The 21,968-nt window shown below is 36.8% G+C and carries 18 protein-coding genes and 1 tRNA gene; 6 read left to right on the top strand and 13 right to left on the bottom strand.

Annotated features, from left to right (window positions below):
* Positions 1-22: 22 nt before the first annotated feature.
* Entirely contained in the window at positions 23-1,399 is a 1,377-nt protein-coding gene (locus KIK00_RS02960) for an MFS transporter (RefSeq protein ID WP_255815069.1), read from the bottom strand.
* 70 nt (positions 1,400-1,469) lie between these two features.
* Between KIK00_RS02960 and KIK00_RS02965 the strand changes: the two genes are divergently transcribed.
* From KIK00_RS02965 to KIK00_RS02975, 3 genes are all read left to right on the top strand, one after another.
* Complete coding sequence (locus KIK00_RS02965; protein ID WP_255815070.1) at positions 1,470-2,318, top strand: AraC family transcriptional regulator; 849 nt, start codon at positions 1,470-1,472, stop codon at positions 2,316-2,318.
* Between the two features lie 100 nt (positions 2,319-2,418).
* Positions 2,419-2,913 (top strand): MarR family winged helix-turn-helix transcriptional regulator, encoded by a 495-nt coding sequence (locus KIK00_RS02970; protein ID WP_255815071.1) that lies wholly within the window; start codon positions 2,419-2,421, stop codon positions 2,911-2,913.
* Positions 2,910-3,674, top strand: a complete 765-nt coding sequence (locus KIK00_RS02975) for a hypothetical protein (RefSeq protein WP_255815072.1) — start codon at positions 2,910-2,912, stop codon at positions 3,672-3,674. Before KIK00_RS02970 ends, KIK00_RS02975 begins: the two co-directional genes overlap by 4 nt.
* 67 nt (positions 3,675-3,741) lie before the next feature.
* Here KIK00_RS02975 and KIK00_RS02980 read toward each other — a convergent pair whose 3' ends face one another.
* Positions 3,742-3,984, bottom strand: a complete 243-nt coding sequence (locus KIK00_RS02980; RefSeq protein WP_255815073.1) for a hypothetical protein — start codon at positions 3,982-3,984, stop codon at positions 3,742-3,744.
* 173 nt (positions 3,985-4,157) lie between these two features.
* On the opposite strand from KIK00_RS02980, the gene KIK00_RS02985 reads away from it, so the two are divergent.
* Positions 4,158-5,453, top strand: a complete 1,296-nt coding sequence (locus KIK00_RS02985; protein ID WP_255815074.1) for a deoxyribodipyrimidine photo-lyase — start codon at positions 4,158-4,160, stop codon at positions 5,451-5,453.
* A 79-nt stretch (positions 5,454-5,532) separates the two neighbouring features.
* On the opposite strand, the gene KIK00_RS02990 is transcribed toward KIK00_RS02985, so the two are convergent.
* The 5 genes from KIK00_RS02990 to KIK00_RS03010 all read right to left on the bottom strand — a co-directional run bounded on the left by KIK00_RS02990 (position 5,533) and on the right by KIK00_RS03010 (position 11,812).
* Positions 5,533-6,228, bottom strand: a complete 696-nt coding sequence (locus KIK00_RS02990) for an ABC transporter ATP-binding protein (protein WP_255815075.1) — start codon at positions 6,226-6,228, stop codon at positions 5,533-5,535.
* Positions 6,222-7,568: a DUF3526 domain-containing protein gene (locus KIK00_RS02995; RefSeq protein WP_255815076.1), complete on the bottom strand. Its 1,347-nt coding sequence runs from the start codon at positions 7,566-7,568 to the stop codon at positions 6,222-6,224. The genes KIK00_RS02990 and KIK00_RS02995 overlap by 7 nt, the downstream gene beginning before the upstream one ends.
* Complete coding sequence (locus KIK00_RS03000; protein WP_255815077.1) at positions 7,569-9,014, bottom strand: DUF3526 domain-containing protein; 1,446 nt, start codon at positions 9,012-9,014, stop codon at positions 7,569-7,571.
* Between the two features lie 3 nt (positions 9,015-9,017).
* On the bottom strand, positions 9,018-11,360 hold the full coding sequence (locus KIK00_RS03005) for a TonB-dependent siderophore receptor (protein WP_255815079.1): 2,343 nt from the start codon (positions 11,358-11,360) through the stop codon (positions 9,018-9,020).
* A 98-nt stretch (positions 11,361-11,458) separates the two neighbouring features.
* Positions 11,459-11,812, bottom strand: a complete 354-nt coding sequence (locus KIK00_RS03010) for a hypothetical protein (RefSeq protein ID WP_255815080.1) — start codon at positions 11,810-11,812, stop codon at positions 11,459-11,461.
* 577 nt (positions 11,813-12,389) lie between these two features.
* Here KIK00_RS03010 and KIK00_RS03015 point away from each other — a divergent pair.
* Positions 12,390-12,830, top strand: coding sequence for a lysozyme (locus KIK00_RS03015; protein ID WP_255815081.1), 441 nt, complete (start codon positions 12,390-12,392; stop codon positions 12,828-12,830).
* Between the two features lie 225 nt (positions 12,831-13,055).
* Here KIK00_RS03015 and KIK00_RS03020 read toward each other — a convergent pair.
* From KIK00_RS03020 to KIK00_RS03035, 4 genes are all read right to left on the bottom strand, one after another.
* A tRNA-Arg gene (locus KIK00_RS03020) sits at positions 13,056-13,127 on the bottom strand.
* A 426-nt stretch (positions 13,128-13,553) separates the two neighbouring features.
* Positions 13,554-14,984 carry a S41 family peptidase gene (locus KIK00_RS03025; protein ID WP_255815082.1) on the bottom strand — a complete coding sequence of 477 codons (1,431 nt, stop codon included), beginning with the start codon at positions 14,982-14,984 and terminating at the stop codon, positions 13,554-13,556.
* 97 nt (positions 14,985-15,081) lie between these two features.
* Positions 15,082-15,858, bottom strand: coding sequence for an alpha/beta fold hydrolase (locus KIK00_RS03030; RefSeq protein ID WP_255815083.1), 777 nt, complete (start codon positions 15,856-15,858; stop codon positions 15,082-15,084).
* 8 nt (positions 15,859-15,866) lie between these two features.
* Positions 15,867-16,976, bottom strand: coding sequence for an epoxide hydrolase family protein (locus KIK00_RS03035; protein ID WP_255815084.1), 1,110 nt, complete (start codon positions 16,974-16,976; stop codon positions 15,867-15,869).
* A 344-nt stretch (positions 16,977-17,320) separates the two neighbouring features.
* Between KIK00_RS03035 and KIK00_RS03040 the strand changes: the two genes are divergently transcribed.
* Entirely contained in the window at positions 17,321-17,962 is a 642-nt protein-coding gene (locus tag KIK00_RS03040; RefSeq protein WP_255815085.1) for an NAD(P)-dependent oxidoreductase, read from the top strand.
* Between the two features lie 64 nt (positions 17,963-18,026).
* Here KIK00_RS03040 and KIK00_RS03045 read toward each other — a convergent pair whose 3' ends face one another.
* On the bottom strand, positions 18,027-18,794 hold the full coding sequence (locus KIK00_RS03045) for a methyltransferase domain-containing protein (protein WP_255815086.1): 768 nt from the start codon (positions 18,792-18,794) through the stop codon (positions 18,027-18,029).
* Between the two features lie 128 nt (positions 18,795-18,922).
* On the bottom strand, positions 18,923-21,715 hold the full coding sequence (uvrA, locus tag KIK00_RS03050; RefSeq protein WP_255815087.1) for an excinuclease ABC subunit UvrA: 2,793 nt from the start codon (positions 21,713-21,715) through the stop codon (positions 18,923-18,925).
* Between the last annotated feature and the right edge of the window lie 253 nt (positions 21,716-21,968).

A 21,968-nucleotide genomic window follows, 5' to 3' on the forward strand; every position in this document is an offset into this window, starting at 1 on the left:
TTTTTTGATTTAAATTTATCTTTTAATCAATGATTTTTCTTAATCTGCTTCCTGCCCATAGCCCAACCAGCTGAAAAGCACCTATCATTCCAATTGCCGCTGCAAATGCCTCTGAGAATCCCAGAATTTTTATCAGATTAAAAAATAATGTTCCAATAACAGCTCCTCCGGTCACACTTCCAATCTGAATGCCGATGCTTACCAAACCGGAAGCCTGTCCTGCTTTATCTTTAGAAACCAGAGAAATGGCTGTACGCATCATAACCGGCATAATGGTACCATGCCCGAATCCGGCTATAAACAAAGTGATATGAGTGATTAAAGATGGTTTTTGCTGAAAATAAAAAACTGCTGCACTTATCACAAAGCCTGTCATCAACAATCCCAATCCTACGTAGATCATTTTAGCAGCGCTCAGTTTTATCCGGGCGGTAATCAAAGGTCCCAGAAAAAAAGCAATCCCATAGGGAATAATGGCCAGTCCTGTCTCCATTGAATTCTTATGAAGAAACTGCTGCAAATAATAAGGATAGCAAATGAATAAGCCTGCGGTAAAATTGTAAAAGAAAATGATCAGAAGGCTTAATGCAAAAGGTTTATGCTGCAGGAGTGCCGGATCTATAAGTACCGGGCGATTTTTTTTCAGCTGCTTTATCTCGTATTTTAGAAAGGTGATTACTAAGAATATTCCGGTAAATAGAATTCCAAAAATCCACCATGCCCATTCAAATTTTTGTCCAAAAATAAGAGGGCAGATAAGCATAAGTAAAGCCAGAATTAATAATAAAGTTCCTGTAAAGTCAATACCTGTCTCTTCTTTCTTATTACCATCGTTCATCGTAAAATGGATCCCTAGAATACATATACCCGTAATCGGTACATTCACAAGAAATACCATTTCCCATGAAAAACTTCCCCAATGCATACTTAAAAGAACTCCGCCAAGCAATTGTCCAACCACAGAAGCAAGACCAAATACCGAACTGAAAAGGCTTACTGCTTTAGGCTGCTCCTGACTGCTGAAAAGATCCTTTATAGAGGCCAGCACCTGAGGAGCAAGCAGTGATGCTCCAACTCCTTGAAACAGTCTGAAAATGATCAGCCATGTAACATCAGGAGAAAATGCACAGGCGAGGGATGAAAACAGAAAAGTATATAATCCTGATATAAACACCTTTTTACGGCCGTAAATGTCACCCAGCCGTCCGCCACAAACAACAAGCGCTGCATAAGTAAGCCCATAAATGGCAATAACCATCTGAAGCTGATGATCGCTGGCACTGAATGCTTTTTTGATAGACGGCAAAGCCATGTTGACAATAAAATAATCCAGAGGCGAGAGAAAAGCACCTGCGATCAAAAAATTGAGTGCCTGCCACCGTTTAGGATATGTATTCATATTTTTTTATGCAAAAATACCCGCTTATATTCTGTTAAAATTGTACTTTTGGAGGAAAAACCAGTGTGTAATGAAAGGACTACATCTTGAAGGAATTGATGTAAGAGAAATAACATTGAAAGAGGGAGAAACAGCTTTTAAAACAAAGACTTTTCTCTCATTCATTTATATCGTCAAAGGCAAAGGTACACTTGCGTATGATGATCGCAGTATTGATTTCTCGCAGGGTAAGCTTTTCATTATTCCACAGCAGGAAGTATACCGCTTTCAAAGTGAAGCCGCTCAGCTTATCAGTATTCAGTGTCCAATTGAGTTTATCGATAAAATCCGTCTGGAAGCAGACCGTATTGAAAGTTGTGAAAATTTGTACAAATTGCAGTATATCAGCAATAATTATCACGCCAAGGCAGGATGTGTTTTCCGCAATAGAAATGATGAACATTTTGCTGAAACCCTTATCCTTCAGATCACCAGTGAGTTTAAAAACAAAGCGGAAGATTATCTTATTATCCGTAACTGTATGTCGATCCTTCTGAACCTGATTGCCCGGAATATTATTCAGAGCGAAACTTCTGACCTTCAGGAAAACCGCAAAGCCTTTTCGATAATGAAGATCATCACTTATATTCAACAGCATATAAAGGATCGTGAAAAAACGGGAATTCAGATTATTGCTGAGCATTTCGGAATTTCCGGGAATTATTTCGGAGAGTATTTTAAACAGCAAACTGGAGTTTCCTATCAGGACTATCTGCTGGATTATAGACTGAAATTGGTAGAAACATATCTAAAATACAGCAGTATCCGACTAAGTGAAATTGCTTATGAACTCCAGTTCAGTGATGAAAGCCATCTTTCTAAACTTTTCAAAAAATATAGGGGAGTGACTCCTGGTGAATACAGGAAAAACTTCAAATAGAACCTTTTTTATTAAGATTTTTAATTCAGTAAAAAAAAATATAAAGTTAACTATATAGTTGACTTTATATTTTTATATATTTACAGCAAATATATTTCAGATGGATTTTGACTTTATTAAAGAATTAGGATATAAAGCTTTGGACAGCAGGCTGAAAAGAATCAGTGACAGAATGTCCCATGATGTTCGGAAATTTTATAAAGAATTTAATATTGATGTTGAACCCAATTGGTATCTGGTTTTTATGCTGCTGCAAAAAAAAGGAGAAATTTCAATTACCGATATTGCTGAACCGCTGGGATATTCACATCCATCTGTTGTAGTTATTGTCAAAAAAATGAATGAAAATGGTTATCTCATCATCAAAAAAGACATTGCGGATAAACGGAAGCAGATCATTTCACTATCTCCAAAAGCCATTGAAATGCTTCCTCAGCTGGAGCAGATATGGGACAGTTGTGAAAAGACAATCCTGAAAGTATTATCGGAAGATCTGGGGATTTTAACTTATCTGGATCATATTGATCAGGAATTAAAAGAAGAATCTTTCTATCATAGGTTTAAACATGAATATTTAAAATCAATCAAATCATGAAAGCATTAATTCTCATCACTGCATTTCTTTTTTCCAATCTTATGATTTCGGCAACGGAAACAAAAATTATGATAAGAGCAAAAGCGAGAGATGCCAAATTTATAGGAACTTCATTGGGTGGAGCTCATATCATTATCAGAAACAAACTTAATCAAAGAATTCTGGCAGAAGGAAATACAACAGGAAGTACCGGAAATACTGATCTGATTATGAAAACACCCAAAGTCAGAGGAAACTCCATTGCAGATGAACAGACCGGAGGTTTTATGGCTGCTTTGGATATTGATGAACCCACATTTGTAAATATAGAAGTAATTTCTCCTTTGAACAACAAACAGGCTCAGGCGGTTGTAAGCACAGAATTGTGGCTGATTCCCGGGAAGCATATTTTAGGAGAAGGTATTATCCTTGAAATTCCGGGATACATTATTGATATTCTGAAACCAAGAACGCATCAATATATTGCATTGAACAATATTAAAGATAAACCTTTCCTGTTTCAGGCTAATATTGTTATGATGTGCGGATGTGTCATAGATAAAGGAGGTGTATGGAATTCCGATGAGATTGAAGTGAAAGGAATTCTGAAAAAAGACGGAAAATTTCTAAAAAATATAGACATGTCACTGGTTTCAACCAATCTTTTTGAAGGAAGCCATATCATCAGTTCTCCGGGAAATTATGAACTGGTACTGTATGCATATCATGAAAAAACGGGAAATACTGGCGTAGATAAGGTAAATTATGTAGTGTTTGAATAAACGAAATGAAAAAGCATACTTGAATAAAAAAAAGATCTTTCAAAATCTCTTTTTTATTCAGAACAGATTATAAAACCTGAAGTTCTTTAAATACTTCAATAACCGCTTCTATAAGACCTTTATCTATATTTTTTTCCGAAGCAGCATCCGGAAGGAGAGCTCTTAAGTCACCGTGATCATCACGTTCGATAACGACTTCAGTTCCATCCACATCTACATATAATTTATATCCATAAGAGAATGTGGCAAGCTTTCCGTTGAAAAGCAGTTCTTTACCCTTATAGGTTACCGGTACTTCAAATTCTTCCATTGCTGCGGGTATCTATTTATCTGACAAATGTCGGAAAATTTTAATTGATATTCATCATAGCTCAATATTAGAGCTGAATAATATGACGTATTAAAAAACTCTATTTAGTAAAATCTGTATCTTTATCCATAGTTAGTATTATAACGATAGAATGATAAAGTAGTTTGAATTACATGAAACATAAAGTGACCCTCTTCTGGTTCAGACGGGATTTAAGGATGGAAGACAGTGTAGGGTTTTCCCAGGCCCTCCAATCTGATGCTCCGGTAATGCCCATTTTTATATTTGATACTGATATTCTTGAAAAGTTGGAAGATAAAGAAGACCGCCGGGTTGATTATATCCATCAGGCCTTGACAGATATCAATATTTCATTGAGAAAGCATCATTCAAGAGTTAATGTATATTATGGTAAACCCATAGAGATATTCAGGGAATTATCAGAAGAATATGATATTCAGGGCGTTTTCTGCAATCGGGATTATGAACCTCAGGCAATTGAGAGAGATAAAGAAGCCTATTATTTTTTTACAGAAAAGAATATTCCTTTTAAAGCTTATAAAGATCAGGTAATTTTTGATAAAGACCAGATTATTAAAAAAGACGGTTCCCCCTATACCGTTTACACTCCTTTTGCAAAGAAATGGCGGGAAGCATTAACTCCTGAACATTATAAATCTGTACAATTAAACTTTAAAAACCTCTTTTCACAGGAATACTCTGATATCCTTACTTTAAAGGAAATAGGTTTCAAAAAAACGGAAATTGATTTTACAAAACCGATTCTGGATGCCTCCATTATAGATAGTTATGATAAATACCGCGATTATCCGGCCTTACAGCATACCACACAGCTGGGAATAGCTTTACGCTTTGGAACGATAAGTATCAGGAAATGTGTTGCCTTTGCATTGAATCATAATGCGACATGGCTTTCAGAATTGATCTGGCGTGAGTTTTTTATGCATATTTTGTATCATTTTCCACAGGTGGTACATCAATCCTTCAAAAAACAGTATGATAATATCAACTGGCGGAACAATGAAGAAGAATTTAAACACTGGTGCAAAGGAACTACGGGATATCCCATTGTAGATGCCGGAATGAGACAGCTTAACCAGACAGGATATATGCATAATCGTGTGCGAATGGTTGTGGCGAGTTTTCTCTGTAAGCATTTGTTGATCGACTGGCGTTGGGGTGAAGCCTATTTTGCCTCAAAACTCAATGATTATGATCTGTCTGCCAACAATGGAAACTGGCAGTGGGCAGCAGGCAGCGGTTGTGACGCAGCTCCTTATTTCAGGGTTTTCAATCCGACAGCTCAGGCTGAAAAATTTGATAAAGACCTGCTTTATATAAAAAAATGGCTTCCGGAATGGAATACGCCAGCATATCCTTCTCCTATAGTAGAGCATAATTTGGCCCGCGAAAGAGCTTTGTCCGAATACAAGAAAGCACTGGCATAATTAATATCAGCAAAATGCCCGGTAACAAAAATGTCACCGGGCATCAACCAATTGATATTAATATGAAAGTAACTGAATATTAAATCGTTTTCAGATACAGCTCCTGTAGTTCCTGAGCTGTAAATGTTTTGGAAGGTAAGTTCTGTACAAGCTCTCCCTGTTTCATAATTCCGATATTGGAAGCTACACTTACAGCATTGAAAATATCGTGGGTAGCTATCAAAACAGTTCGGCCTTCCTTACCGAGCTGGCGCACTATTTCTGTAAATTCTGCGGTGGCTATGGGATCCAATCCGCTTGTAGGTTCATCAAGGAGCAATACTTTTGCGTCTTTGGCGAGGGCAATGGCAATTCCTACTTTCTGGCGCATTCCTTTAGAATAACCTCCCAATGCTTTATGATGAGCTGTTTCCTGTAATCCGGTGCGCTTAAGGAGTGCAGATAATTCTTCTTGCTGATAATCAAATCCTGCAATTTTGGAGAAAAAATCAAGGTTTTCTATTCCTGTAAGATGTGGATATAAAAGCACTGTTTCAGGAATGTAAGCCAGATGCTTTTTAATTTTTTGAGGTTCATCTTTTACAGATATATTATTAATGAAAGCATCTCCGGAAGTGGCTTTAATAAGTCCCAGAAGAATATTTATTGTTGTGCTTTTTCCGGCTCCGTTTTGTCCCAGAAGAGCAAAAATTTCTCCTTTCTTTACTTCCAGATTAAGAGAATGAAGGGCTGTAAAATCGTTGTATTTTTTATGTAAGTTGATTGTTTTTAACATAGTTTTCTGTATTTGTTTTGTGAAAGGATCATGAATAAAGCAATGAATACAAGGTAGGGCAGGAATAGCTGAGCATATTTCAAATGTTCAGACAAGCTGGATAACTGTATGGTTTGCTGTGCCCAGTTTATAGATTCGGCATTCTTTACCGAGAAAATAAGCGGGTAGAAGAACAACCGTTTTTTCTCATGGAATTTCTTAAGTGAAGAAGCATACTGCAATTGATTATTCATATCAGTTTTCGCCAGATGACTCTCTACGAGCTGAGTATGAAGATTCGGAAGAAAATAGCCTAAATAGGTTGCTGCCTGATTTCGTTTCTGCATTTTTTCAGTATACAGTTCTGAAGATTTTGCAGACTCCAGATCTCCCATATGCTGCATGGCATAATACCAGGTCCAGGTAAAAGTATCATTTTCTTCCACCTTGAAATTTCTGTATTGAGGATATACCTTATAGAACTTTTCCATAGTAGGACGTTTGGCTTCATCCCATTTGTTGTGATAGCCTTCTCTCTGTTCCATGACAGCTTTAAGGGATTCGTGAACGGGATAGATCTTTTGGATCAGGATATTACTGCTCATCGGAATAATAAAATTGATGCTTACCCATACAATAAGAAGGATCAGTGCATTATGAGCTGATGATTTCCGGAAAGAAATAATCCATCTGCAGAGAACAAACCAGAATAGGATATAAAGCCATCCACTGATCACAAAAGCAATATAATAAAGGTCTAAAGGTATTTTTATCCAAACTGAAGCGATAGTTATTGAAGCCAGGTACACAGCCGTTACAGCACCCAGCCGGATGAGCATTTTATGATCAAGAAGCTTTTGTAAATTGCCACTTTGTACCGAAAGCAGCTTCCAGGTTCCTCTTTCTTCTTCTTCAGAAATCAGATTATAGCAGAAGGCGACAATCACCAATGGGAAAAGGAATACAATTACAAAACTGAAATCAAAGTTTCCGACAGCAGCATTGGCAGGATTATAAAAATCAGAATTATAACGCTGTTCCTCAAGGTTTCGGATGGTTACTCCCTGTATCGAAGGATTTAAATCACGCATTCCGATATTTAAAGCAGCCAGTCTGGGAGTTTCATTCACCAGATTAAATTTAATATAATAAAGAACCAACCCCAGATCATCTTTATGAAACTTCGTGTTCCTTTCTATGCTTTCTTTCTGGAATGCTCCGCTTTTGGAAATGATATCTTCATTCCTGTCCAGAAATTTTTTCCCTGTGTAAATAGCCATAATCCCGGCCATGAACAAAAATAACAATGCAATGATGTAGGCTTTGTTACGGTAAAATTGGGTATATAAATAACGATTCATTTAGATTAATTTTAATTTTCTTCCACTTATTTCAATTGAGGCAATGCATATTGCTAACCAAAGAACTAAAGCAACAGCAGGGATGAACTGCTCTTTCAAGCTGTCCGAAACAGCAGTATACTGATAATTAAAGTCCGGGAATTTTTTCCAGTTGTCTTTATCAATCACAGCAGGCGGTCCTCCTTTCTCCGGTTTTATATTGCTGATATGCTCAATCTGTAGATCATTTAAATGCTGAGCCATTTGGTAGCGGTACTCTTCAGCCTGCTTTTGAAATTGAGTATAAGAGAAAAAATCAGTGCCCGTTGCTATCATGGAAAAATTTTTAAGAGCAATGGCAGGATTAATTAATCCTGAAATATCAGTGAGATTTTGTTGTCTGTGGTAAATGGTCTGCAATTCTTTTTGATGTCTGATATAAATTTGGGAACTTATCTTTTCTCCTTCTTTCATGACAAATCCACCATAGTTAAAAGGAAGTTCATTGGTGGTGTTTACTTTATAATGAGCAAGTAAAGAATCTTTAATTTTCTTAAAATGAGGGTCGTCAGGATTGTGGCTGTCCCCAGATTTTAAAATATCTTTTTCCAGATTGGTTTCAAAAGCAATACGGGAAGGAGCCGGATATAAATTCTGGGCAGCAAACTGAATCCCTTTAGGCAAAACAATAATAAAAAGAAGCCAGAAACCAATAAGAGTGATCAGTGCTGAAGATGTACTTTTACTGATCGCAGAAACGATAACCGTTAAGGTGCTGATGAAAAAGTAATACATCATATAAGCGGGCAGCAGGAATGACAATCGGATTAAAATATCTGCTGAATCTGTGGTTTGTGACAGCAACGCAGCCACAAAAATTACCGGAATTACCGGAATCAGGAAACATAGAGAAAACAGCCACAGTCCCAGAACTTTTCCCCAGACAATATCTCTTCCCGAAGCGCCCTGTACACTGATGATTTTTAAGGTGGCGTTCTCACGTTCCTGTACTATTAATCCAAACCCTAGAAAAAGAATAATCAGAGGAACAATACTCTGCAGAATAAAAGCACTGCTGAAAGCTCCGAACCTGACCAAAGCACCTGAACTCCCGGCTTCCGAAAGATTGGCTGTATTCTGTTTATGAGCTTCCAGGAATATGACGTTTCCAAGATAGTCGTCTAGCCCATTGTCAAAAATATTCAGCGGATGCCCGATTCTGAAAACCAGATAACCATAATGTGCCATACGGTGCGGATGCTTATCAGGTCTGTGTTCCCAGTGTTCACGGACTTCTTCCCGGTATTCCTTTATTTTTGAAAAGGAATCGGTGTATTTTGTAAAACCGATGCCGATGCTCAGCATACAGAAGAGGAGTACAGTGATGGTGATAAGAAGGTTCTGTTTCCCCTTAAACAGGTCTTGCCAGGTCTTTCTTACCATCAGTTGTAAGTTTGAAATAGCCATAATTTAAAATTTATAAATAGCGGTTAGTAAATAGTTTCTTGGTGTTCCCGGAAACAACCTGAGGTAATTCTGAGCTCCGATCCAGTAGGCTTTATTGGCAATATTATTCAGGTTAAAAGCCAGCTGTACAGATTTTGCAGGAGTATAATACAAGGCAGCATCTATAGTAGCATATGCCGGAAGTTCAAAACTTCTTGTAAACCACGGCACTTTTGAACTCTGATAAAGTATTCCCGCTCCAATACCAAAGTCTTTTATCAGCTCTATGGTTGAAAAGTTGTAGCGCGTCCAGATATTGAAAGAATTTTTAGAAGTATTTTCTTTCCTTTTTCCCACAAGATCAGGATTCGTATCATCCAATATTTTAGCATCAATATAGCTGTAACCTCCGTAAATATGCCATTGAGGAAGAATATGTCCGGAAAACTCAGCTTCAAATCCACGACTCCGGTCGGCTCTTCGCTGTACAAGCTCATCAGGTTCGGAAGGATTGTTGGCATTGATTAAAATATTTCTTTGGTTAATCTCATATACGGCAATATTCAATGATACCCTCCCGAAAAGCTGCGCTTTCATTCCCAGTTCTTTAAGATCTGATGTCAAAGGTTTAAATCTGGCAGCAGATCCTGTAAGGCTGGAGGTATTGGGCATTAATGTTACCGTATTGGATTGCGGCTGGAATCCGGTAAGATAAGTTCCGTAAAAATTGATATGATCTGTAAGACTGTATGTTATCCCGAATCTGTACAGAAGTTTATTATTCCGGAATGAAGACTCATTGGATTCCTTGAAATTGGTAATGTCCTGAAACCATTCCTGACGTATTCCTGATAGAATTTTGAACTTTTTCCATGTGAAAAAATGCTGGATATAAGCGGCATGTGTGGTTGTAAGAGCAGAAGGCAGGGGTGTTATGACATTCAAAGTATTAAAATCATTACCCTGATAATTTTCTGCACCAGGATTCAGATCAAATGGAGTGACGTTGGGTTTAGGAATGAGTATTCCGTTGTAATTGAAAGTCTGGTAATCAGCGGCATTAGCAGGTTTGTAAGAAGAAGCTACAGAGCCGTTCTTCAATAGAAAACCTCTTGCGGCATTCTGCTGTCCGCCTTTACGCTTTTCCCAGATTTGACTGTCATAGCCTATTAAAGCCTGATGCTGAACAGCCCCTGTTTTGAATTTAAAATTAAAATAAGCATTAATATTTTCCGTTGCCCAACTTTGCTTTCTTTGTACAAACTGCATCATCGCGAGGCTGGAAACCGGTTTGTTATCCATATCAGGAACAAAGGAATTGGTTGTTCGGTGTTCCTGTAGATTTTCTCTCCAGTATTGCTTCATATAAGAGGCATTAAAACTGATAGCTTCGTTAAAATGATGGGCAGCACTTCCCATTATAATCAGTTCCCTGGTTTTGAAAAAATCATCAGGAGCTCCCAGATTCAATGTTCTTGGAGTACTGTTCAGATCTGTTTTTCCTGCAACGGCGCCAAAAATAGGCTGCCCTCTGTCCAGGTTTCCATAAAGATCATTGAAAATCATTTCTACATTCACAGATGTTTTTTCATTCGGAACAAATGTGATGGAAGGAGAAATTAAAACACCGCTGTTTTTGACATGATCCCTGAACGACTGAGCATTTTGGTAAGCACCATTAAAACGGTACAGCAAGGTTTTACTCTTATTTAAAGGGCCTGTAAGATCTGTGGTGACGCGGTACGTATCAAAACTGCCTCCTGATAAACTGATCTCGTGACGGGAAGCAGACAATGGTTTTTTGGTAACCATATTAATTGTTCCTCCGGGATCTACACTGGACATGGTAATGCTTGCAGGACCTTTGAAAACTTCCACACGTTCTATATTGGAAGTCATAGGCTGTAAAAAATAATACTGTCTGGTCCGCATCCCATTGATAATCTGTCCCTCTTCATTTTGACTGATTCCCCGGATATTGTATTGGTTGTAATAACTGGAAGGAGAGACTCCGTTCACATTTTTCATAACATCTCCAAGCTGAAAGGCCTGGCGGTCGGTGATCAGTTCCTTGGTAACCGTATTAAGAGTTAAAGGCAGATCTTTGTTTTTCATAGCAATCTTGGTGGCGGCAAAAGAGTAGTCGGAAGTATAATCTTTAGACTTTCTTCCGATAATTTCAACCGTTTGTACCACTGTAGATAAAGAATCTTCAGGATGGGACTGAGCATACAGAAATGAGGAGGCGGTAATGAAACTTAAACTTAAAAGTTTCACAGAATTTTGGGAAATACAAAGAATTATTCCCGGATAATTAAAATTACTGGTAGTCATGAACAGGGATGTACGGGCAATGAAAACGCCCATTAATAAAAGGATATCTTTAATTGTGTGAAAACACAGGTATCCACGGAATAACAGTACAGACTAAAAAATCTGTATATGAAAAATGAGAGCAGTATAAATTATGCTGCTGCGAAAAATGAAGATGGGGGAGCCCGTGAGCTGAAGAAGTCGAGAAGACAACGGTATGAAATAGCTTTGGGCTGAGGCATTTCGTTGTCATTTGTAATATCGATGGCAAAATCCATATCCAAAGGTTCAGGAAGGAGAACATTACTCATATGCATATGAAGCGCACACTGACATTCATCGTCCTGTGAAAAGGTAGGGATTTTCTCTTCTTTGGAACCTTTTTTATAGATCACTTTACTTTTGGCATGATTAGCGTGATCAAAACACGTTGTTATGCCGCTGACATTAGAAATAAATATCAGAAGTAAAGAGAAAACAAAAAAGACTCTGAGAAATTTTTGCATAATAGAAAACAAAAGTACAATTTAATTTGATAAAAATTGAACGATGAATGAAAAGTAACAGATATTTTTAAGTAAAAATAAAAACTGCAACTATAAACCTAATAATTTTATCCTCCGTTGGATGCATGAGATATTTTCCGTAACAGTATGATCTGGATCATATTTTGTGATATAAACACTTGTTATATTTGGCCCATCGAAATTTCATATTTCTGACAAATTACAGTATAACCTTCCGATGATTCGGGAGGTTTTTTGTTTTTATATTAAGCTATAAGTTACAACCTCAATAAATTCAGAGATTGAGCAAATTCAACAAAATGTCCGCTAAAAAATAGAAAGTAAAGTTGAAAAGTCCATTGAAATTTACAATATTGAGAACCGAATACCTTACAAGCTATTAAAGTCAGTGGTAACACAGATGTTCACATAAGCACAAAAATTTCTCAGTGAGACCGTATAAAAAAGAAAACGTATTTAAAAGGAAGAAATAGTAGCGCTAGAATTAAAATAGGGTTTTTTCCTCACGATTTTGGGATTTACAATTTTAATTTTGCTGAATATAAAAACGAAATAAATGAAAACATCACAAAAAGGAATAAATCTGATTGTATCATTTGAAGGCTTCAGCGCTAAGCCTTATCTGGATTCTGCAGGAATTCCGACAATAGGGTATGGTAACACTTACTATCCGGGAGGAAAGAAAGTAACCATGAAAGATACTGCAATCAGTAAAGAAAAAGGAGTAGAATTATTCGCTGCAGTCCTGCCAACTTATGAAAAGATAGTGAACTCAAAAGTGAGAATAGCACTTAATCAGAATCAGTTTGATGCTTTAGTTTCTCATGCTTATAATACCGGAGGATCTGAGACTCTGTTTTCTCTCATCAATAAAAGAGCAGCAGATTTAGAAATCAGAAATTGGTTTACTACGAGATACATTACCGCTGGAGGAAAAGTTTTAAATGGTCTTATCCGAAGAAGAAAGGCTGAAGCTGATCTGTTTTTCACGAAATAAATAATCCCCCATTGTTAGGTGGGAATTATTTATTAGCTAAAAAAGCCGTTAGATTCCAGACTCAATCATTATGGTTTCCCGTAGAGTTATGACTACAGTCATATCCGTAAATTCCTGTTTGCATTATATTTGAAGATTGAATAATTCAAATTAGTTGAAAAGAGACATTTTTTTACCTCCTAATGCATAGGAGGTTTTTTGTTTGGAAAGTATTAAATATATAAGTAGCCCCACCAGGGATCGAACCTGGATCTAAAGTTTAGGAAACTTTTATTCTATCCATTGAACTATGAGGCCTGGTTTGGGTAATAAAATTACAAACTATTTGATGTGATACAAGCGTGGGAGATTTAACCACAGATTGCACAGATGTTTGAGAATTTTTTTATTGTGCCGTTTTGTGTCTTTGACATATAGTAAAGTTACGAAAATGCTTCTATAAAAGAGCTGTAGGATAAAAGAATCTGCCCTTTAGAGGCAGATCCAGTAGATAAATACATCTCATTTTTTTAATTAGACAACAATAAAAAGCACAGCCGACAATGCTGTGCTTAAATTTTTATTTCAAATTTAATTGCAATTTCAATAGTAGTAAGAAAAGCAAATAAAGTTTCCACTTCGATTTTTATTACATAGTAAATGTAGTAATAATTTTAATACGAAATATGAATTTAATGTTAAAATTCACAAGTTATCCACAATTTGTTGTGGATAACTTTGCAGCTAGTTTAAAATCCAGGTTTTTGCTGCCTCAATATCCATATCCTGTCCTTCTTTCGGTTCTACAGGAATGTCCGGATCTATCTTTCCGTAATAGACTTTTTCATTACGGTCCATTTCGTAAGAAGTAGCCAGGGCAAGGCTTTTACCATCACTTAAAGGATAAGGTCTGTTTGCTGAAGTATATCCTGCTGAAGGCTGTCCAATTAATTTTACATTGTTCTTCCCAATAAAAGCAATGGTAGTAGCTTCTCCGGAGCTTGCTGTACTTGGACCAATCAGCACTGCTATTTTTGACTGACCGCTCTTAAGCTCATAGGGTTCCTCAATTTTATGCGGACCAAACTTTCTGTTTTTATAGATCCATGGACTCTTTTTACCATTGTAGACAAAATACCCCAGTGTTCCTTCACCTATAAGGCTGCCAAGTCCACTGATCATAGGGTACATATTTCCTCCGGTGTTGGTTCTCAGGTCTACAATCCAGCCTTTAATCGTATTTTCAGAGTCCAGCTTTTTAATCATATTATGAATCTGTAAGGCAAAAGCATCCCCAACTTCTGTATTTAAAGAAGCAAAACCGGGAACTGAAACATATCCGATGTTTTGATCGATCAGTCTGGAATCAGGCCTTGCATCATTAGTATTGGCAATTTTTTGCTTCTCTGTACGTTCTTTGCCATCAATGAAAGAATGATTATCACCAGCCTCTCTCAGGCTTTTGATGATATAATTTAAAGCGGTATCTGTATCATCAACTGTTTTCATTCCTTTTGAGAGATAATTCAGATTGGTATCAATATTCTTCCAATCTAATTTATCTGAAAAAATAGAATTCTTTTTCACAATATCTTTAAACTCCTGAATGTATTTTGCAGAAGCTTTTGAAGGCTCCTCTTTTGAAAACGCAATTTTATTGAGCTCAAAATGATCAAACCAAACTGTTCCGTTCCCTGTAAATACCCCACCAAGAAGCAGGCTTTTTACATTTTTATCAACAGTGAAAATCAAAGAATATTTTGTCCAGTCTTTGTTCACAGCAATGGACTTTCGCTGTGATTCTGAGTTTCCGAAGTCAATCATTTTACCATTTTCATCTTTTACCTGAGTCCATAGATTGATTGTTCCATTAGTATTCTCAGATTTTACATAAGCACTGATTTCTATTTTCTCTAATTGCTGAATGTCTAGAGGAACTTTTTGGGAAAAAGATTGAAAGTTTTTGGTATCATCAGACTTTCCTATAAGCTGCATCGAGGCTTTTCCTCCGAAGTATTGAGTGTAATCTATTTTTCCTTCGTATGAATCTGTTTTTTTAATATTCCAGTGATTGGGTAAGCCATCTGTCATGTTTTCAAAACCAGCATTTTGTATTTGAGCTTCCACTGAGCAGAACAGAAATGCTGCTATAATAGTGTAGGTCAATTTTTTCATAGTTATTAATTTTGGCTAAAATAAAGAACTTGTCAACAAATTTACACTCTGTTAACAAATTTTAGTAATGGTTTAGAAGGATTAACAAATTTTAGACTTATAATGATTGTTCAGAAAGGTATTTTAAAACAAAATCATTTAAGATTTTTTTCTCTTCATCACTGCCTTTATTGTCCATATGACCATGGTTAATGGAGGTTGTTTGTACTGTCATAGAATACTTTTTTTGCTCTGTTTCGCTTGGTAGTACTCCTTCATCAGCAGGATAATCGTTAGAACGTAAAGTATAAATTTTAGGAATTGAAGTTCTCGGCAGGAACATTCTCCGGTTATCCATTGTAATCAGTTTATACACCAGATTAGGGTGCTGATTACTGAATAACGCCGCCATATCACCGCCATTGGAATGTCCTATTAATGTCAGATGTTTATAATCCAGTTCCGGTTTTGTCTTTTTAAGTTCATTAATTACAAACAGAATGTTATCCGAACCATTTTGCCAGAAAGGCCTTCTTACCAACTGTAAATTTCCTTCTGTTGGTAAAGGGCTGTCTGTCGTCAGCTCATGTTGAATACTTACCGTAAAATAACCTTTTGAAGCCAGTTTTTCCGTTAAATAAGAATACACAAAATAATCTCCGCCTTTATTGAAACCATACCCATGATTGAAGATGACAATCTGCTGGCCGGGAATCTTTTTATCAGTTTTTGGATAATAAAAGGCAACAGGAATCTTACGGTTTCTGCTTTGGTTAAACATAGTTAACGTATCCAGTTTTACTTCATAATCATGACTTTGATTATTTCTATTTTGTACAGCACAACTGGTTATAAAAAGAAGAATAGCAAAAAGAATAGAAAAGGAGTACTTCATGGATTGTTTTATTTAACAGAATAAAAGAATGATCTTAGTTCATCTGCAAATATATGAGGTAATTCCAGTGCAGCAAAATGACCTCCTTCACTCATCTTTTTAAAGCTGGTCACATTCACGAAACGTTCTGCCCATTCTTTGGGAAACTGAGCTTCACGGGGAAATACAAGCACTCCGGCCGGAACATTGCTTTTTTGATGAACGTGAGTTCCGCTCCATAAAGCAGCAGCGTCTTCTTTGTACATTCTGGCAGAAGATCCTATTGTTTGGGTTACCCAGTAAATCATAATATTGGTGAGGATTTCATCTTTTCCTCCAAAAGCAGTTTCTATTAATTCCGGTGGCGATCCGGCGTTGATAAAGCTTATAATCCAGCCTGCAAGTCCGATAGGAGAGTCGTTCAGTCCATAAGCAAGAGACTGAGGTTTGGTAGACTGTACCATTGCATAAGCTCCTTCACTGTACCACCATCGCTGTACAAACTGAGCGAATGCCTGCTCATCTTCTCTCATTGTTGCTGGATCTTCCTGACCAGTAGGATATCCTACATCTGTAAGATGAACGGCTTCCAGTACTTCAGGATACTTTGAAGTTAATGATTTTACAACGCTCATACCAATATCTCCTCCGGCAGCACAAAATTTTCCATATCCAAGTACTTCGGTCATCAGTTTTTTCCAAAGATCAGCGACTCTTTCACTGCTGACCGCTGTTTTGTCAGAAAAGCCAAATCCAGGAATAGAAGGGATAATCAGATCAAAACTCTGTTCACCTTCTGTTAGCAAAGGGATAATTTTATGAAAACGGTAATAGCTGTCTGGCCAGCCATGAGTAAGGATCAGCGGTTTTGGATTTGAGCCTTTTCCTCTAATGTATTGAAAATGAATCAAAACTCCGTTTATGCGGGTTGTATACTGAGGATGTTGATTCAGCTGGTGCTCATGCATTCTCCAGTCGTAATCGTTGATCCAATACTGGGTAAGTTCTTTCAGATAAGTTTCGCTTGTGCCGTAGTTCCATCCGGAATTTTCGGACTCTCCGGGCCAGCGGGCATTTTGCAGACGGTTTTTCAGATCGGTTATAACCGATTCGGGAATGTTTACTGTAAATGGTTCCATATTACTATTTTATTTTGGTGTAAGTGTATTTTTCGGAATATATTGATAGTAAGAATGTTATCAAAGTTAAAAACTTTCTCTTTTAATAAATGTTGTCAAAATCATAAATTTTTTGATTTTTTAATGATGAAAAATAGGTAACTTTAATCCATTAAAATCTCGTAATACATATTACTATTATTCAGGTATATTTTTAACCTGAAAATCTTAGGTTCAATTTCTGAGCCCAATACATTTATTATATCATATCTAAAAAGCAAAGGCAATATGTCAATTGTAGTATCAACGGTCATTAGCGGTTAATCTGCCGTTGATTATTGATATTTAATATTAAAAAAATCATTATGAATACTTATAAAATTGCCGTTATCGGCGGAACAGGAAAATCCGGACAGTATCTGATACAAAACCTTTTGAAAAAAGGATACTCCCTTAAACTTTTAATAAGACATCCTGAAAATTTTACTATTCAAAATTCCTTAATTGAAGTGGTAAAAGGAGATGTAAGAGATGAAACAGCTGTCCGTTCATTGATTGAAGGAACTGGTGTTGTAATGAGCACTTTGGGGCAGCCAAAAGGAGAGAAATCTATATTCAGTGATGCTGCGGAAAATATTATCCGGGCGATGAATCATTATGGAGTCAGCCGGTATATTGTAACTACTGGTTTGAGTGTAAATACATCAGCAGATCATAAAAATGAAAGGGTAAAAATGGCTACAGACTGGATGTATCAGAACTATCCTGAGACAACAGCTGACAAACAAAAAGAGTATGAACTTCTTTTTGAAAGCCACCTCAACTGGACTTTAGTAAGATTACCACTAATTCATCTTACAGAAGAAAATTTCCCAAAGGAAACAAGCCTTACAGACTGTAAAGGTGAAGGTATCAGTGCTGCAGATCTGGCGGAATTTTTAGCTTCTCAGATCGAGGATTCTGAATATATAAGGAAGAGTCCGTTTTTGTATAATCTGAAAGAGTAAAGAATATGTAAAGAAGAGGCTGCCACAATATTGTGACAGCTTCTTTTAATTAGTATAAAGATCTTTATTGTTTATGTCCATACATCAGGATGCGTTTAAATGCATAGATGGCCGGGTATTTTGTAAACCTTTGTGCTATGCGTGATTTAAATTCAGTAATGAAACCTTCTTTTTGATCTCCTTCCAAACGTTCCAGATAGGGCAATAGTGCAGTTCCTGAAATGAATGCATATAAGGCCTCGTGATCATCGGCAATGATAGGATATACCTTCTGAAATATTTCTATATCCTGAATTCCGTTATCAAATAGTATCTGTGCATAATCATCCATTGAAAGTACTGGCGAATCACGGTTGAAATGATTTAACTGTGATACATAAGGCTCTTCATCTGCCATTTCCGTTAGAATCTGATTCAGGATATTTTCTTTCTGAACGGGCATCTGAATAGCTAACTGACCTCCGGGGGATAGCAGTCCAATGATTTTAGGAAATAAAGCTTCGTGATCATCAGCCCATTGTAAAGCGGCGTTACTAAAGACAAGATCCCATTTCTGATCAGACTTGGCTGTTTCTTCAATGGTCTGAAGTTTAAAATGTAGATTTTCATTTTCATACTTCTTCGATTCTTCAAGCATTTCTGCTGATGAATCAATTCCTAAAAATGTAGAACCTGTTAGTTTTTCTGTTAAGATAGAAGTTTGTTCTCCGGTACCGCAGCCTAAGTCAATAGCTTTTATATTGCTTTCAGGCTTGATTAATGCTGCTAAATCGTAAAAGGGTTTGTAGCGTACATCTTTGTATTGGTCGTATAGTTCGGGATTCCAGGGCATAAAAATAATTTTGAAAATGATACTATAAAGGTAAAGAATCTATCTCAAAAATAAGTGCCGAAAATGTTACCAGCCATTATTTTAAATCCATATAAAAAAAGCGACCGTCAGAAACAGTCGCTTTTAATTTATTGTTCAAGTTTTTCCTTGATGTATTTTGCTGTGTGAGATTTTTTATTTTTTGTCAGATCTTCAGGTGTTCCTGCAAATACAACTTCTCCGCCATGTTTTCCTGCTTCCGGACCGATATCAATAATGTAATCGGCACTTTTGATGATATCAGGCTGGTGCTCAATAACAATCACCGAATGTCCAAGATCAATCAATGCCTGCAGTGATTTCAATAGCTTCTGAATATCATGGAAGTGAAGTCCTGTGGAAGGTTCATCAAAGATAAATAAGGTTTTATCCGTTGTTACCCCTTTTACAAGAAATGAAGCCAGTTTCACACGCTGTGCCTCACCACCGGAAAGCGTAGAAGAGCTTTGTCCAAGCTGCAGATATCCTAAACCAACTTCCTGAAGAGGTCTCAGTTTCGTTACAATCTTCTCTTCATTATTGTCTTTAAAGAATTCCAGGGCTTCATTTACGGTCATATGAAGGATATCCGAAATGTTTTTCTCGTCAAATTTTACTTCAAGGATCTCATTTTTGAATCGTGTTCCTTTACAAACCTCGCATTCAAGCTCAATGTCAGCCATAAACTGCATAGAAACATTGATAACTCCTTCTCCTTTACATTCATCACATCTTCCGCCATCTACGTTAAAAGAGAAATGTTTAGGTTTATACCCCATCATTTTCGCTACTTTCTGCTTGGCAAAAAGATCACGGATGTCGTCATAAGCTTTCAAATAGGTTACCGGGTTTGAACGGGATGATTTTCCAATCGGGTTCTGATCAATAAGTTCAATATTTTTGATCAGTTTTTTTGGGAATTCTACAGAATCATAGTCTCCTTTTTTACCACCCATTCCAAGTTGAATCTGAATGTCATTCGTAAGGATTTCTTTCATCAAAGTAGATTTTCCGCTTCCTGAAACTCCGGAAATTACAACCAGGCTTTCCAACGGAACATCTACATCTATATTTTTAAGGTTATTCTGACGGGCTCCTTTAATGTGAATCCATTCTTTTCCTTTTCTTCGTTTCTTCGGAACCTCAATTTCCAGCCTTCCGGTAAGGTATTCTGAAGTAAGAGTGTTTGCTTTTTTCAGATCTTTATAATCTCCGGCAAATACCAGTTCGCCACCAAGGTAACCTGCTTCAGGGCCAATATCAATAATATAATCAGCGGCTCTCATTACATCTTCATCGTGTTCTACTACAATTACGGTATTTCCAAGGTCTCGAAGATTTTTCAATACTTCAATCAGATTTTCCGTGTCTTTAGAGTGAAGACCAATAGAAGGTTCATCCAGAATATAAATAGAACCTACCAAAGAACTTCCTAAACTGGTTGCTAAGTTGATTCTTTGACTTTCTCCTCCTGAAAGGGTATTGGAAGTCCTGTTTAATGTTAAATATCCTAATCCTACCTTTAATAAAAATTCAAGACGGGTAGTGATTTCATAGATCAGTCTTTTAGCAACCTCTTTGTCATGATCAGAAAGCTTTAGTCCATTGATTACCGGAGCCAGTTCATCCAAAGGAAGTTCAATCATCGACTGGATATTGTGCCCGTCTACTTTTACCCAGCTGGTTTCTTCACGAAGCCTCAATCCTTCACACGTAGGACAAAGTGTTTTTCCTCTGTAGCGGGAAAGCATTACTCTGTATTGGATTTTATAAAGGTTTTCTTCAAGCATTTTGAAGAAATTATTGATGGATGGGAAACTGCTTTTTCCGTCACCTTTCCAAAGGAAGTTTTTCTGTTCTTTTGTTAATTGGTGATATGGTTTATGAATAGGGAAGTCTCCTGCTTTTTTGATGAAGTCTTTTTTCCACTCACTCATGGTTTCACCTCTCCAGCTTACAACGGCATCTTCGTAGATGGATAATGTTTTATTGGGAACTACAAGATCTTCATCTATTCCGATTACTTTTCCGTATCCTTCACATGCAGGACATGCTCCATATGGGTTATTAAAGCTGAAAAAATGAACATTCGGTTCAAGAAACTCCATTCCGTCCAGTTCAAACTTATTGGAGAATTCTTTTACTTTTTCAGTATCTGTATTTTTTAACGAACAATAGCCGCGTCCTTCATAAAATGCCATCTGAATAGAGTCTGCAAGTCTTTGTAAAAAGCTTTCGTCTTCTTCATAGGAGAAACGGTCAATAACGAGATTGATCGTCATTCCTTTTTCAGGGGTAAATCCAAAGCTTTCCAGATCTTCAATTCCTGCTAAGTTTCCGTTGATTTCAAGTCTTGTGAAACCTGCCAGTTTCAAAATATTCAGGGTTTCTTTGAAATTGTCAGCATCATATTCCAAAGGAGCTGTTAATAAAAAAGAAGTATCTTTTTTGGAAGCTTTGATAAAATCTACCACATCAGAAACCGAATCTTTTTTTACTTCTTCTCCCGAAACAGGAGAAAAGGTTTTCCCGATTCTGGCAAAAAGAAGCTTCATATAATCGTAGATCTCCGTAGATGTTCCTACAGTAGAACGCGGATTGGAAGAAATTACTTTCTGCTGGATTGCAATAGACGGCGCAAGTCCTTTGATATCATCTACTTTTGGCTTTTCTAATTTTCCCAAAAACTGACGCGCATAAGAACTTAAACTTTCAACATACCTTCTTTGCCCTTCAGCATAAATGGTATCAAAGGCCAAAGATGACTTCCCGCTTCCTGAAACTCCTGTAATAACAATCAGTTTATTCTTCGGGATCAGGACATCTATATGTTTCAGATTGTTAAGATGTGCATTCTTAACGAAGATCTGTTTTTTTATGTCTATTTCTGTTGTATTAGCCATATTTTGTTTATTCATAAAGGTGACTGTACAGCATTAAGGCCGCCAGTATAATGGTGTTTTGCCACTGAATATTTCAGGGCTGTCATCAATTGAATCCCGAATCTATCTGATCACTGTAACATTATTTTATTAAAAAATACAGTTTCAAAATACAGTTGAAAAGAATAGTTTCATCATAAAAATTAAGACCCACAAAATTACGAATTTTTACTGGAAATTTTATGCATATCTTATTGTTAAAAATTATTATCAT

Source organism: Chryseobacterium sp. MA9, assembly GCF_024399315.1.
GTDB lineage: Bacteria > Bacteroidota > Bacteroidia > Flavobacteriales > Weeksellaceae > Chryseobacterium.